Below are 13,001 nucleotides of genomic sequence, written 5' to 3'. Positions count from 1 at the left end.
GCGGTGACCGCGAAGTGCTCGCCCGGGCCGTCCTGGAACTCCCAGCCGTACACCTCGCTCATCTTCTTCAGTCCGCGTTCTCTGCGCTCGTCGGTCATGAGAGCCCTGCCTTCACTGTCGAGTCGATTGCGGACCGCGGAAATCGGGACCTCAACGGCTGTTCCCATGCTGTCCGGACACGTGTACGGACTATAAGTTCGGAGCTCGGAAACGCGCAAGAACATGTTTCAGTTTGGGAGACTGTTTCTCAGGTTCGATTCGTCGATCCGTTGCCAGCAGCCCGCCGCGCTAGTACCGTGCAGACACGTGTCCAGTCAGTTGTACTGATGACCGCACGGCGTCCGCCGGAGTCGGCGAACGTGTTATGGAATACGAGGTGCAGAGACGATGACCGCAGCCTCCCTCGAGCCGCTGCTGTTCGACCCCTACGACTACGGCATCCACGAGGATCCGTACCCCGTCTACCAGCGGCTGCGCACCGAAGCGCCGGTGTATCACAATCCGGGGCTGGACTTCTGGACGCTCTCCCGGCATGCCGATGTGGCCGCCGGATTCCGCGACAATGTGCGGCTCTCCAGCGCCAACGGGGTATCGCTGGATCCGGCCGCCTGGGGGCCGCACGCACACCACACCATGTCCTTCCTGGCCATGGACGATCCGCGGCATCTGCGCCTGCGCAAACTCGTCTACCAGGGCTTCACCCCGCGCCGCGTGACCGAGATGAGCGATCGCATTCGCGAGATCACGCTGCAGCACCTCGAACCCGCGCTGGCGAGCGGGAGTTTCGACTGGATCGACGATGTCGCGGGCAAACTGCCCATGGACGTCATCTCCGAACTGCTCGGTGTGCCCGATCCCGACCGCGCCGAATTGCGCAGGCTCGCAGACCTGCTGCTGCATCGGGAGGAGGGCGTGCTCGATGTGCCCGTCCCCGCCATGGAGGCGGCACTGAGCCTGTTCGGCTACTACACCGATATGGTCGCCGCCCGCCGCAAACAGCCCGCCGACGATCTGACCTCCGCGCTCCTGGAGGCCGAGGCCGACGGTGATCGGCTCACCGATCAGGAGATCATCGGATTCATGTTCCTCATGGTGGTCGCCGGGAACGAGACCACCACAAAACTGCTGGGCAATGCCCTGTACTGGGCCGGTGTGAACCCCGAGCAGTACGCCAAGGCGGCCGACCATCCCGATCTGATCGGCGACTGGGTGGAGGAGACGCTGCGCTACGACGCGTCCAGCCAGATCCTGGCGCGCACCGCGGCCGAGGATCTGGAGTACTACGGGCAGACCATTCCGCAGGGCTCGAAGGTGCTGCTGCTCATCGGATCCGCCAATCGCGATACCGCCGCCTTCCACGATCCGGATCGCTACGACATCGAGCGGGCCGACAAGGGCGGGCTGATCAGCTTCGGGCGCGGCGTGCACTTCTGCCTGGGCGCGCACCTGGCGCGGCTGGAAGCCGGAATCGTGCTGCGGGAGTTCACCGATCGGGTGCGCTCCTACGGATTGGAGGCGGGCAGCGAGCGGGTGCATTCGGTGAATGTGCGCGGCTTCGCGAAACTGCCGGTGACAGTGGAGGTTCGGTAATGCCACGCTTCGCACCACATCCCGCCCGGCGGCCGGTTCTCATTGCCGGCGCTTCTTCGGGCATCGGGGCCGCCACCGCGATTGCACTGTCAGAACTGGGATTTCCGGTGGCCCTGGGCGCTCGGCGCGTGGAGATCTGCGAGACCCTGGCCGAGAAGATTCGCGCCGACGGGGGCGAGGCGTTCGCCTATCGCCTCGACGTCTCCGATACCGCGTCCGTCGATGAATTCGTGGTCGCCGCCGAAAACGCGCTCGGGCCGATCGAAATCGCGGTCTATGGCGCGGGCGACCTGGAATTCGGGCAGGGCTGGGACGTTGACCCCGAGCTGTTCGACTCGCAGGTGCAGGTGCATCTGGTGGGTGCGCAGCGCCTCGCGCACCGGGTCGTGCCCGGCATGATCGCAAGGCAGCGCGGGGATTTCGTCGTCATCGGCTCGGACTGCGCCGACCGGCCGCGACCCGGTATGGGCGCGTACAACGCCGCCAAGATGGGTGTCGAGGCCCTCGCCCGGCAAATGCGCATGGAGCTGGAGGGCACCGGTGTGCGCTCGTCCATCGTGCGCCCGGGCCAGACCCAGACCGGTATGGGTATGACGGCCACTCCCGAGGTGGTCGGGCCGCTGCTGGAGGACTGGGTGAGGTGGGGCTTCGCCCGGCACTCCTACTTCCTGCGGGCCTCCGATATCGCCGCCGCGATCGTCGCGGTCGTCTGCACGCCGCGCGGCGCACACCTGGTGCTCGTCGAGGTGCAGCCGGAAGCGCCGCTGAAAGGCCCTGCACCGAAAAAGGATTCAGGAGGACAGTAGATGCGCCTCGTGGTCGATCTCGACCTCTGCCAAGGGCATGCCGTCTGTCAGGACGAAGCCCCCGGACTCTTCCAGGTACCCAAACACGGGCAGGTCGACATACTCCGCGCCGATCCCGGTGCCGACCTGGACGCGGCCCGCGCCGCCGTCCGCTACTGCCCCACCCAGGCGCTCTCGCTCCGCGCAGACACTCCCACAGACTGAAGGAACGACCATGGCTTGGTCCCGCGACGAACTCGACGACACAATTGCCAAGTGGGTGCAGGAGAACCGGCGCTGCGAGGCGCTCGGCGACTGGAAACCCTTGGCGGACTTCTACACCGAGGATGCCACCTACGGCTGGAACTACGGACCCACTCAGGAATTCATGGCCGTCGGGCGCGACGAAATCCGCGATATCGCCCTCGGACAGGAGATGTTCGGCCTCGAAGGCTGGACCTATCCGTACCAGGAATTCGTGGTGGACGAGCGCAGCGGCAGTGTCATCGGATTCTGGAAACAGATCAATGAGAAGCACCGGGCGAACGGACGCCCGTACAGCCCGGAGGGCATCGGCGGCAGCTGGTTCCGCTACGGCGGCAACGGCCAGTGGTCCTGGCAGCGCGACTTCTTCGACTTCGGCAATGTGACAGCGCTTTTCGTGGAAATGATCCAGGACGGGGCGCTCTCGGGCGGTATGCAGAAGCGGATCGAACGGTCCGTCTCGGGGGCGCCGCTCGCCGGGTGGTATCCGGTCGGAGAGGGACCGGCGCCGCTGTGGTGAACAGTAGATACAGTTCGCTGTCCCGCAGCGAGCTCGCCGTACTGGTGCCGGAGCTGCTGCTGTGCGGGCACCTCATCGACCGATCCGGAATGGCGCACGCCATAGGCGCTTTCGGCCGCGAAGGCATGACCGAGGTGGCCATCGAGGAATGGCGGCTGGCCAGTCCGGTGTACACGCGGCGTATGCAGCGGGCGCTGGGAATCACCGGCGACGGCGTGGACGTCATCTTCAAGGGCTTCCAGCTCGATATCGGTGCGCCACCGCAATTCATGGACTTCCGCTACCGGGTGCGGGATCACGACCACGGAGAATTCCACCTCGACCACTGCGGTGCGCTCGCGGATGTGGAACCCATGGGCGAGGCCTATGTGGTCGGCATGTGCCACGATATCGAAGATCCGACCTTCGATGCGACGGCGCTGGCGACCAATCCGTATGCGCAGGTGCGGCCGGTGCACCGGCCGCCGCGACATCCGGCGGACCGGAAACCGGTGTGCGCGTGGACGGTAACCATAGATACGACTCATGAGCCGTTTGTGCCCTCCGCGGATGCGCTGGTGCTGAACGAATCCGCGGCAGCGTGTGTGGAGCTGGGCAGTATCGATACGGAAGATGATGGGCGGGCGGACTATTCGGGACCGCTCCTGAACGACATCCGGTTCGACGACTTCTCTCGTTCGGCGCTCATTCGGATCGCAGACGAGGTGTGCCTGCAACACCATCTGCTCACCCTCGGATTTCGCCGCGCCCTCGCGGCGCGCACCGGTGCGGCACGCGCACTGGATATCGCGCGCAAGCAGTTCACCGGTATTGCCGGGCTCACCTCCGAGCGGCTGCGCAATGCACTGAAACTCGGCGATGACCCTGCCGCGCTGGCGAAGGTGCTGCGCCTGCACCCCGCCCTGAATCCGGCGGCCTATGTGGCAGCCGAGGTCAGCAGCGAAACCTATGGCGGGGAACGGGCAGTCGAGCTGCGACTCGATCGTGACTGCGGCGCGTTCGCCGACGGAGCTTGGCCGGATCTGCTCGACGCCGATCATCTGGAACCGCTGAATGCGCTGGTGCGCGGGGTGAATCCGCGCTTCAACGCGGAGGTCCGGGCCGCCGACAGCCGGTCGCTGACCGTCGAGATAGGGCTTGCCGCAACACCTTTCCCGGAATCCTCCGAGGTCGCCATCACCCGTTTCAGCACCGGTGCGGCCTTCGACTTCACCGACCGGGGCGCGTCGCTTCCGCTCATCGTCCTGTAGCCAGCTGTCCCCAGAAAGCGAACGCCATGGTGTGCAATTTCGCCGACCTGTACGAACACTCCGCCGATGCCGTGCCCGACCGGATAGCCGTCATAGAGGGCGACCGCCGCCGCACCTTCCGGGAACTGGATGAACGCGCCAATCGCCTGGCGCATCACCTCGCTGCCGCCGGGGCCGGACCGGGAACTCATATCGGATTCCATATGCACAACAGCATCGAGACTCTCGAAACGCTGCTGGGCTGCTTCAAGATTCGCGCGGTACCCATCAATATCAACTATCGGTACCAGGCCGAGGAACTGCGCTACGTCTACGACAATGCCGACCTGGAAATGGTTGTGCACCATCGCTGTTACGCGCCGCTGATCGAGGAGGTGCGGCCGCAGCTGCCGAAGCTGCGGCACACGCTGGTCGTGGAGGACGATCAGGGTGGCGCAGGATTGCCGACGAAGTCCCTTCCTTATGAGACGGCGCTCGAAAATGCCACTGCGGAACGTGATTTCGAGCCGCGCAGCCCCGACGACCTCTTCATCATGTACACCGGCGGCACCACCGGCCTGCCCAAGGGCGTCATGTGGCGGCAGGAGGACATGTGGCGTGTCCTCGGCGGCGGCATCGACTTCTACAGCGGCGAACCCGTCGCCGATGAGTACCAGCAGTCGCGGATCGGCGCGGAGAACCCGCCCCTGCGCTGGTTCGTACTGCCGCCGCTCATCCACGCGGCCGCCATGATGCCGACCTTCACCGCGCTGTGGTCCGGCAATACGGTGCTCTTCGAACCGCGCTTCGACCCGGCCCGCATCTGGCAGGTGGTGGCGCGGGAGCAGCCGAATATCCTCGTCATCACCGGTGATGCGATCGCCCGGCCGCTGGTGGACGCCTACCGGGCCGCACCGGTCGACGCCTCCTCGCTCTTCTCCATCGGCTCCGGGGCCGCGCAGCTGACGCAGCAGGTGAAGAACGAACTGCTGGAACTGTTTCCGAGCACGCTGGTCAGCGAATCCATCGGATCCTCCGAAACCGGTTTCGGCGGTATCGGTTTCGCGCAGAAGGATGATGATCCGGGCCGCGGGCCGCGGGTCAATACCGGACGCGGCGCGGTGGTCGTCGACGAGACCGGCCACCCGGTCGAGCCGGGCTCCGAGGGCTGGCTGGCCAAGACCGGCAATGTGCCGATCGGGTATTACAAGGATCAGGCCAAGACCGACAAGCTGTTCCACACCGTGGACGGCCGGCGCATGGTCGTCACCGACGATCGGGCCCGCGTCGAGGAGGACGGGTCCATCACCCTCATCGGCCGCGGGAACATGGTGATCAATACCGGTGGTGAGAAGGTCTTCCCCGAGGAGGTCGAGTCCGTCGTCAAGGCGCACGAATCCGTGTACGACGCCGTGGTCATCGGCATCGCCCACGAGCGCTGGGGACAGCAGGTGGGCGCGATCGTCTCGGCCGCCGATGCCGTCGACTTCCCGGCGCTGGAGCGGCATGTGCGCGCGCACCTCGCCGCCTACAAACTGCCGCGCCGCATCTGGGTCGTCGATACGGTGTCACGCACCCCGAGCGGCAAACCCGACTACCGCTGGGCCAAGAGTTATGTGGCGGCCCGCGATGCCGATCACGAGGTGCGATAACCGGTTATGAAATCGAATGCCACTTCGGACTCCGATCAGCGGGATACCTTGGCCGAATCCATGGCGAATATCACAAGAACCTGTTCTAATTTGGACATGGTGGAGGCGCATACGGTACTCGGCGAGCAAGTCCGCATGCCGGTCGAGATTCGCCATGCCGATGCCAGCTCCGCGCTCTTCCTGGTGGAAGCCGGGCAGGCGCGTGCACTGCTCGCCCCGGCGGGACTGGAACCGATCACCGTGCTCGGGCGGGCCGTGCTGTCGCTGGCCTTCGTGCGATATGTCGACGGAGACCTGGGGCCGTACCACGAATTCGCCTTCTCGCTGATGGCGCGGCAGCCGGGACACAAGGGCAGCACCGGGGCCTACATCCACTGGTTGCCCGTCAACCAGAGTTTCACCTGTGAAGCGGGGCAATCGATTTGGGGCTTCCCCAAACTGATGGCCGATATCGATATCGCCCCGATCCGGGGCGGGCACAGCTGCGAGGTGCGGGTCGACGGACAACTCGTCATCGCGCTGCGGGTGGCCGACGGGCTGCCCATGCCCGGCGGTGCGGGCGGCGCCTCCATCGACGCGTACACCTTCCGCAACGGCAGTCTGCGGCGCACACCCTGGCTCATGAAACCGAGCCGAGTGCGCGGGCGGCCCGGCGGTGTTCGCGTCGAACTCGGCGATCACCCGGTCTCCGACCAGCTGCGCGCTCTCGGCCTGCCCAAAGGCGCGCTGTTCGCCAGCCGGATCGGCGCGCTGGCGATGACTTTCGACGACGCCGCCACGGTATTGCAGACCCGGGAGAACCGATGACACAGACCGCACTCGTCACCGGCGCCGCGAGCGGTATGGGCAAGATCGTCGCGCTGCGGCTCGCCGCGGCCGGCTGGAAGGTCGCCGCCGTCGACCTCGATTCCGGCGGGCTCGCCGAGACCGCACGGCGGTCGCCGAATATGACCACCTACACCTGCGATGTCTCCGATCCGGAGCAGGTGCGCGCGGTGGTGGAGAAGGTGCGCGGCGAACTCGGCACCATCGACCGGCTGGTGCACGCCGCCGGAATGTGCCACGTGCACGCCTCCGCGCTGAATCATGATGTGGCGCAGATCAAGAAGATGATCGACGTCAACTACATCGGCACAGTCAACCTGTGCCAGGCGGTCATCCCGGCCATGAAGCAGGCGGGGACCGGCACCGTCGTACTGTTCGCCTCCGTCGCGGGCTGGCTGCCGTCACCCGGTATGGCCGGCTACTCGGCCTCCAAATTCGCGGTCATCGGATTCATCGACAGCCTCGCCTACGAACTGCAGGGCAGCGGCGTGCGGCTGCTCGGCCTGTGCCCGCCCATGGTGGAAACCGCCTTCCTGGACAAGGTTCGGGAGGAGAACGCCTCCGTGCTCGCCGGCGAGGGCGGTATGAGCCCCGAGGGCGTCATCGACGCACTCGAGAAGGCGCTGGCCAAACCGAAGAACCCGCTGTTCGTCTTCCCCGGGCAGGCCTACCCCACCTACCTCATGCGGCGCTTCCTGCCCGGCGTCATGCGCCGGATAGTCGGCCGCATGGTCAAACCGACGGATTAAACCGTCGCGCGGATACCGGCTCGTGCTCCGACCGGTATCCGTACCCGGCGCTGGGCAATCGGGGCTCTACGGTTGCCCAGCGCCTACCCCTCCTCCACAACGCCCTAGCGCTGTATCCCCTCACGAATAATCGCTGGCCGGAACCCGTCCCCGCGAGGCACGATAGCTCTCCTGCACTGCTCGAACATCCAATTCGAGAGGGGACGGATGAGCTCGCGCGCGCCCGCGATCACACTGGTATTGCGTTATTACGGCCGGGAAATGGCCCGGCGAAAGCTATTGACCGCCATCGGCATGCTGGGCCCCGCGCTGGGTGCCACCTGCCAGAACTATGTCGCACCGCTGCTCGTCGCGGTGCTCATCGGACGGGTCGCCGCGACCGGTGACTCCGGCCTCGGCACGGTGGGACCGTACGTGCTGGGCTTCGCCATGGCGATACTCGTGGCGGAAATGTTGTGGCGCATCGGAATACACTGCCTCAACCGGATCGACGCCTACGGCATCGAGAGCCTGTACGTCATCGCCATGGACGAATTGCTGGCCAAGGATACGGCCTTCTTCCACAATAACTTCGCCGGATCGCTCACCAAGCGGGCACTGAGCTTCGCCACCCGCTTCGAGCAATTCGTCGATACCTTCGCCTTCGAGATCTTCGCCGCCGTGGTGCCGCTCGGCTTCGCCTCGGTGGTGCTGTGGCGCTACGACCCGCTGCTGGTCGCCGTGCTGCTCGGTCTGCTGCTGCTGACCGGGCTGATCATCGCTCCGCTGATCGCGCGGCGGCAGGCGCGGGTGGACGAACGCGAGGCCGCCATCGCACTGGTCTCCGGGCATGTGGCCGACAGCCTGGCCAATATGCAGGTCGTCCGCGCCTTCGCCGCCGAACAGCAGGAAGCGGCCGAACACCAGCGGCGAGTCGCCGAACAACGGCGGAAGTCGTTGCGCTCCTGGGATTATGCGAACCTGCGGATCGACACCGTGGTGACACCGCTGGTGGTGATCGCCAATGTGGCCGGGCTGCTGATCGTGCTCGGGCTGCGCGGCGGGCACGCCTCGGTCTCGGCCATCATGGTGGCCTTCACCTACTACTGGAACGCGACGGCGATCATGTTCCGGTTCAACCAGATCTACCGGCGGCTGGAGAGCACGCTCACCGAAGCGGCGCAGTTCACCGAACTGCTCCTGCAATCGCCCACCGTGTTGGACCCGAAGGAACCGGAAGCCTTGCAGCCCAAGGGGTCCGACGTGCACTTCGATCGGGTGCACTTCACGCACGCGGGCGCCGCACCACTGTTCGCGGGACTGGACCTGCAGGTGCCCAGTGGGCACAAGCTGGGTCTGGTGGGTCGGTCCGGTGGTGGCAAAACCACCCTCACCCAGCTGCTGCTGCGATTGATGGATATCAACGACGGCAGCATTCGCATTGGCGGACAGGATATTTCGCGGTTGCGGCAAGCCGATCTACGCAGCCAGCTCGCGTACGTGCCGCAGGATCCGGCCATGTTCCACCGCTCGCTGCGGGAGAACATCCTGTTCGCGCGACCCGGCGCCACCGACGCGGATATCCGCCGCGCCGCCCAGGCCGCGCACGTCACCGAATTCGCGGACGCACTACCGCAGGGGATGGAGACACTGCTCGGTGAGCGCGGCGTGAAACTCTCCGGCGGGCAACGACAGCGGGTCGCGCTCGCACGGGCCATTCTGCGCGATGCGCCGATCCTGCTGCTCGACGAGGCCACCAGCGCCCTCGACTCCGAAAGTGAAAAGCTTGTACAGCAAGCACTTTGGGAATTGATGGAAGGGCGTACGGCGCTGGTGGTCGCGCACCGATTGAGCACCGTGGCCGGTATGGATCGGCTGGTGGTGCTCGATCACGGGCGAATCGTCGAGGAAGGCACCCACGAGCAACTGCTGCACGCGGAAGGGATGTACGCGCAGCTGTGGCGACATCAATCGGGTGGATTCCTCGACGAGGGGCTCATCGCCCGCTGACGACGATCCGGTGGGTGCAGGGCCGCACCGGACTATCGCAGTATGGGGCTACTTGCCCTGGAAGTTGGGCTTGCGCTTCTCCGCGAAGGCGCGCGGGCCCTCCTTGGCATCCTGGCTGCGGAAAACCGGCAGGCCGACCTTCGCGTCGATCTTGAAGGCCTCCTCCTCGTGCATGCCCTCGGTGTCCCGGATGACCTTGAGGATCGCCTGCACGGCGAGGGGGCCGTTATTGTTGATCAGCTCGGCGATCTCCAGCGCCTTGTCCAGCGCCGTGCCGTCGGGGACCACATGGCCGATCAGGCCGAAGTTCAGCGCCTCGGCGGCGGTGATGTGGCGGCCGGTCAGCAGCAGCTCCGCGGCCACGGTGTACGGGATCTGACGGGGGAGACGCACGGCCGAGCCGCCCATCGGGAACAGGCTCCACTTCGCCTCGGAGACACCGAATTTGGCGCTCTCACCGGCAATGCGGATATCGGTGCCCTGCAGGATCTCGGTACCGCCGGCGATGGCCGGGCCCTCGACCGCGGCGATCAGCGGCTTGCTGAGGCGGTAGCCCTTGAGCAGACCCGGCATGCGGGTCGGGTCGAAGGAGCTACCCTCGGTCATATTGTCGCCCGGATTGGACTTGGCCATGTTCTTGAGATCCGCACCCGCGCAGAACGAGCCGCCCGCACCGGTGAGGATGCAGGAGCGGATCTCCGGATCGCTGTCCACGCGCTCCCACGCCTCGGTCATGATCGCCAGCATTTCGCCGGTGAGCGCATTGCGGGAGGAGGGGCGGTTCATGGTGACGATGAGCGTCGCGCCTCGCTTCTCCACGAGAGCATGAGGCTCGGATTTGCTACTTGTTTCAGCAGTGGCTGTCGTCATCGCCGACCTTTCTTTCCGCAGATTCCGGGACGAAACTACCCCGCGCCGTTGTCATGAACAATAACGTGTTCTAGTTTGAGACATGGTGACCGCCGTCACGGGGCGGCAAGTTATGGAGAGAACGCCATGAGCACAACGAGTACGCAGAGCGGCTCCGCTCCTTCGACCAGCGCCAGCGCGCAGCTGCCGCCGCGCGTCACGGAATCGCTGATCAACCGTCTCACCGCCATGGTGACCGCGGGCAAGGCGGGCGAAGCCCGGGAACCGTACGAGATGATCGAGGTCTACACCGGCGATATTGTCGGTCAGCTGCCGCAGTCCTCGCCCGAGGACGTCAAGACCGCTGTCGATATCGCCCGCGCCGCCCAGGTGGAGTGGGCTCGCCGCCCGCTCAAGCAGCGCCTCGAGGTCTTCGAACGCGCGCATGAGCTCATCCTCTCCGAGATCGAGACCATTGCCGACCTGATTCAGATCGGGTGCGGCAAGGCGCGGCGCATGGCCATCGAAGAAGCCTGCGACACCCCCATGGTCATCGCGCACTACCTCAAGACCGCCGAGAAGACGCTGCGGCCCAAGAAGCGCAGCGGGCCCATGCCGATCATCACCACCTCCACCGAAGAGCACCGGCCCAAGGGTGTTGTCGCGGTCATCGCGCCGTGGAACTTCCCCTTCGCCATCTCGATGTCGGACTCCGCCCCGGCGCTGATGGCGGGCAACGGCCTGGTTCTCAAGCCGGACAACAAGACCGCGCTGTGCACGCTGTTCGGGATCGAACTGCTGCACAAGGCGGGACTGCCGCGCGGGCTCGTGCAGGTCATCTGCGGTAGCGGGCCCGATGTCGGCCCGACCCTCATCGACAATGTCGACTTCGTCATGTTCACCGGGTCCACCAATACCGGTCGCACCATCGGTGAGCAGTCCGGGCGCAATCTCATCGGCTGCTCGCTGGAACTCGGCGGCAAGAACCCGATGATCGTCCTCGACGACGTCAACCTCGACGAATGCATCCCCAGCGCCAGCTTCGCCGTCTTCGGCAATACCGGCCAGGCCTGCATGCACATCGAGCGAATCTATGTGCAGGAGAAGGTGTACGACGAGTTCGTGCGCCGATTCGTCGCCGCCGCAGAGGAATTGGGCGCCAAGATGGGCGCCACCTATGACTTCGACCCGGAAATGGGCTCGCTCGTCTCCGTCGAGCATATGCAGCGCGTCGCCGCACACGTCGACGAAGCCCGCGACAAGGGCGCGACCGTGCTGACCGGCGGCAAGCCCCGGCCGGATATCGGCCCGGCCTTCTTCGAGCCGACCGTGCTCACCGGTGTCACCAAGGACATGGCGCACGCCACCATGGAGACCTTCGGCCCGGTTGTCGCCGTCTACAAGTTCGGCACCGACGATGAGGCCATCCGCCTCGCCAACGACACCACCTACGGCCTCAATGCCAGCGTCTGGGCCGGGGACTTCGACCGTGCCGGCCGCATTGCCGCCAAGATCGAATCCGGCGCCATCAATATCAACGACGGCTTCGTCACCACCTATGCCGCCAAGGGCACGCCCTCCGGCGGCGTCAAGAGCTCCGGTGTCGGCACCCGGCACGGTGCGGCCGGCATCCTCAAGTACACCGACACCATCAATGTCGGTGTGCAGAAGAAGCAGATCCTCGCCGCTCGTTCGGGTATGCCCTACGAGAAGCAGCTCAAGAGCACGCTCATGACGCTGCGGCTCATGAAGCGACTGCACCTGGGCTGAAATCCCCTGTAGCGCAAAGACCCCGGCTATTTTCTGGCCGGGGTCTTTGTGTGTCAGCGGCGCTCGCTCCAGCGAAAGCTGTTGCGGGCGTACTGATCAAGGGCGCTGTGCGGTCAGGGTCAGGCGGCCGTAGCCGATGATGTGGCTGCTCATGCTGAAGGACGCCACCGTGGGCGAGCTGGTCGCGGGCAGGCCCAGGCTCGGGGTATCCAGGGCCAGCACCGTGATCTGGTAGTTGTGGGCCTTATCGCCGCTGGGCGGGCACGCGCCCATGTAGCCGGTCGCACCCGCATCATTGGTTCCGGCGACGGCCGGGCCGCCCTCGGTGAAATCGGTGGCGGTGGCGGGGATGTCCCACTCCATCCAGTGCCAGAAACCGGCGCCGGTCGGGGCATCGGGATCGAACATGGTCACCGCGAAGCTCTTCGCCGTCGCCGGAGCTCCGGACCACTGCAGCTTCGGTGCGTGATTGGCTGCGGTGCAACCGAATGCGGCGGCGAAACCGTCGGCCGGGAACGTCCCGCCGGACGGGCCGGCCGGGCTGGTCACGGTGAACTGGGCCGCTGTCGAGGGCACCGCGGAGCGCACCTGGACGGTGCCGGCGGGGTGCGCCGGGGCGGCCGCGGTGGTCCCGGGAGTGGGCTGGGTGTCGTTCCCGCAGGCTGCGGCCAGCAGCAGGCCGGCCGTGGCACCGGCGATGGACAGGGTGCGTGCGGTGCGGTTCATGGCGTCCCTCCTCGAACTGTGTTTCAAGAACTGAGACAATAATCTTGAAATAT

General features: G+C 65.8%; 12 protein-coding genes and 1 pseudogene. 10 read left to right on the top strand and 3 right to left on the bottom strand.

Annotation, left to right across the window (positions count from 1 at the left end; genetic code table 11):
• Window positions 1–98, bottom strand: a pseudogene (locus JWN03_RS43760) (carboxymuconolactone decarboxylase family protein); the annotation flags it as partial.
• A gap of 289 nt (window positions 99–387) precedes the next feature.
• On the opposite strand from JWN03_RS43760, the gene JWN03_RS43755 reads away from it, so the two are divergent.
• From JWN03_RS43755 to JWN03_RS43715, 9 genes are all read left to right on the top strand, one after another.
• Window positions 388–1,590, top strand: a complete 1,203-nt coding sequence (locus JWN03_RS43755; RefSeq protein ID WP_297628608.1) for a cytochrome P450 — start codon at window positions 388–390, stop codon at window positions 1,588–1,590.
• The gene (locus JWN03_RS43750) at window positions 1,590–2,396 is read left to right on the top strand and encodes an SDR family oxidoreductase (RefSeq protein ID WP_297628606.1); all 807 of its coding nucleotides are present in this window, start codon (window positions 1,590–1,592) and stop codon (window positions 2,394–2,396) included. Before JWN03_RS43755 ends, JWN03_RS43750 begins: the two co-directional genes overlap by 1 nt.
• Window positions 2,397–2,600: a ferredoxin gene (locus JWN03_RS43745; protein WP_297628604.1), complete on the top strand. Its 204-nt coding sequence runs from the start codon at window positions 2,397–2,399 to the stop codon at window positions 2,598–2,600.
• A 10-nt stretch (window positions 2,601–2,610) separates the two neighbouring features.
• Window positions 2,611–3,159 carry a nuclear transport factor 2 family protein gene (locus tag JWN03_RS43740; RefSeq protein WP_297628602.1) on the top strand — a complete coding sequence of 183 codons (549 nt, stop codon included), beginning with the start codon at window positions 2,611–2,613 and terminating at the stop codon, window positions 3,157–3,159.
• Entirely contained in the window at window positions 3,153–4,409 is a 1,257-nt protein-coding gene (locus JWN03_RS43735) for a hypothetical protein (protein ID WP_297628600.1), read from the top strand. Before JWN03_RS43740 ends, JWN03_RS43735 begins: the two co-directional genes overlap by 7 nt.
• 26 nt (window positions 4,410–4,435) lie before the next feature.
• Window positions 4,436–6,040, top strand: coding sequence for an acyl-CoA synthetase (locus JWN03_RS43730; protein ID WP_297628598.1), 1,605 nt, complete (start codon window positions 4,436–4,438; stop codon window positions 6,038–6,040).
• 96 nt (window positions 6,041–6,136) lie between these two features.
• On the top strand, window positions 6,137–6,847 hold the full coding sequence (locus JWN03_RS43725) for an acetoacetate decarboxylase family protein (RefSeq protein ID WP_297628596.1): 711 nt from the start codon (window positions 6,137–6,139) through the stop codon (window positions 6,845–6,847).
• The gene (locus JWN03_RS43720) at window positions 6,844–7,614 is read left to right on the top strand and encodes an SDR family NAD(P)-dependent oxidoreductase (protein ID WP_297628594.1); all 771 of its coding nucleotides are present in this window, start codon (window positions 6,844–6,846) and stop codon (window positions 7,612–7,614) included. The genes JWN03_RS43725 and JWN03_RS43720 overlap by 4 nt, the downstream gene beginning before the upstream one ends.
• A gap of 207 nt (window positions 7,615–7,821) precedes the next feature.
• Window positions 7,822–9,603, top strand: a complete 1,782-nt coding sequence (locus JWN03_RS43715) for an ABC transporter ATP-binding protein (RefSeq protein ID WP_297628592.1) — start codon at window positions 7,822–7,824, stop codon at window positions 9,601–9,603.
• A 48-nt stretch (window positions 9,604–9,651) separates the two neighbouring features.
• Here JWN03_RS43715 and JWN03_RS43710 read toward each other — a convergent pair whose 3' ends face one another.
• Window positions 9,652–10,473, bottom strand: a complete 822-nt coding sequence (locus tag JWN03_RS43710) for a crotonase/enoyl-CoA hydratase family protein (RefSeq protein WP_297628590.1) — start codon at window positions 10,471–10,473, stop codon at window positions 9,652–9,654.
• Window positions 10,474–10,599: 126 nt separating this feature from the next.
• Here JWN03_RS43710 and JWN03_RS43705 point away from each other — a divergent pair, with 126 nt between their 5' ends.
• Window positions 10,600–12,222, top strand: coding sequence for a succinic semialdehyde dehydrogenase (locus JWN03_RS43705; RefSeq protein WP_297628588.1), 1,623 nt, complete (start codon window positions 10,600–10,602; stop codon window positions 12,220–12,222).
• 96 nt (window positions 12,223–12,318) lie between these two features.
• Here the strand turns inward: JWN03_RS43705 and JWN03_RS43700 are convergent, their stop codons facing one another.
• Complete coding sequence (locus JWN03_RS43700; RefSeq protein ID WP_297628586.1) at window positions 12,319–12,948, bottom strand: YbhB/YbcL family Raf kinase inhibitor-like protein; 630 nt, start codon at window positions 12,946–12,948, stop codon at window positions 12,319–12,321.
• Window positions 12,949–13,001 lie beyond the last annotated feature (53 nt).

The sequence above is a fragment of the Nocardia sp. genome (assembly GCF_025465275.1).
Classification (GTDB): domain Bacteria; phylum Actinomycetota; class Actinomycetes; order Mycobacteriales; family Mycobacteriaceae; genus Nocardia.
This window is presented reverse-complemented; position numbering and strand designations above follow the sequence as displayed.

What these genes read in the sequence shown, in the direction of transcription:
- JWN03_RS43755 (WP_297628608.1), top strand. Translation starts at nt 388, where the DNA reads ATGACCGCAGCCTCCCTCGAGCCGCTGCTGTTCGACCCCTACGACTAC.
- JWN03_RS43750 (WP_297628606.1), top strand. Translation starts at nt 1,590, where the DNA reads ATGCCACGCTTCGCACCACATCCCGCCCGGCGGCCGGTTCTCATTGCC.
- JWN03_RS43745 (WP_297628604.1), top strand. Translation starts at nt 2,397, where the DNA reads ATGCGCCTCGTGGTCGATCTCGACCTCTGCCAAGGGCATGCCGTCTGT.
- JWN03_RS43740 (WP_297628602.1), top strand. Translation starts at nt 2,611, where the DNA reads ATGGCTTGGTCCCGCGACGAACTCGACGACACAATTGCCAAGTGGGTG.
- JWN03_RS43730 (WP_297628598.1), top strand. Translation starts at nt 4,436, where the DNA reads ATGGTGTGCAATTTCGCCGACCTGTACGAACACTCCGCCGATGCCGTG.
- JWN03_RS43725 (WP_297628596.1), top strand. Translation starts at nt 6,137, where the DNA reads ATGGTGGAGGCGCATACGGTACTCGGCGAGCAAGTCCGCATGCCGGTC.
- JWN03_RS43720 (WP_297628594.1), top strand. Translation starts at nt 6,844, where the DNA reads ATGACACAGACCGCACTCGTCACCGGCGCCGCGAGCGGTATGGGCAAG.
- JWN03_RS43715 (WP_297628592.1), top strand. Translation starts at nt 7,822, where the DNA reads ATGAGCTCGCGCGCGCCCGCGATCACACTGGTATTGCGTTATTACGGC.
- JWN03_RS43710 (WP_297628590.1), bottom strand. Translation starts at nt 10,473, where the DNA reads ATGACGACAGCCACTGCTGAAACAAGTAGCAAATCCGAGCCTCATGCT.
- JWN03_RS43705 (WP_297628588.1), top strand. Translation starts at nt 10,600, where the DNA reads ATGAGCACAACGAGTACGCAGAGCGGCTCCGCTCCTTCGACCAGCGCC.
- JWN03_RS43700 (WP_297628586.1), bottom strand. Translation starts at nt 12,948, where the DNA reads ATGAACCGCACCGCACGCACCCTGTCCATCGCCGGTGCCACGGCCGGC.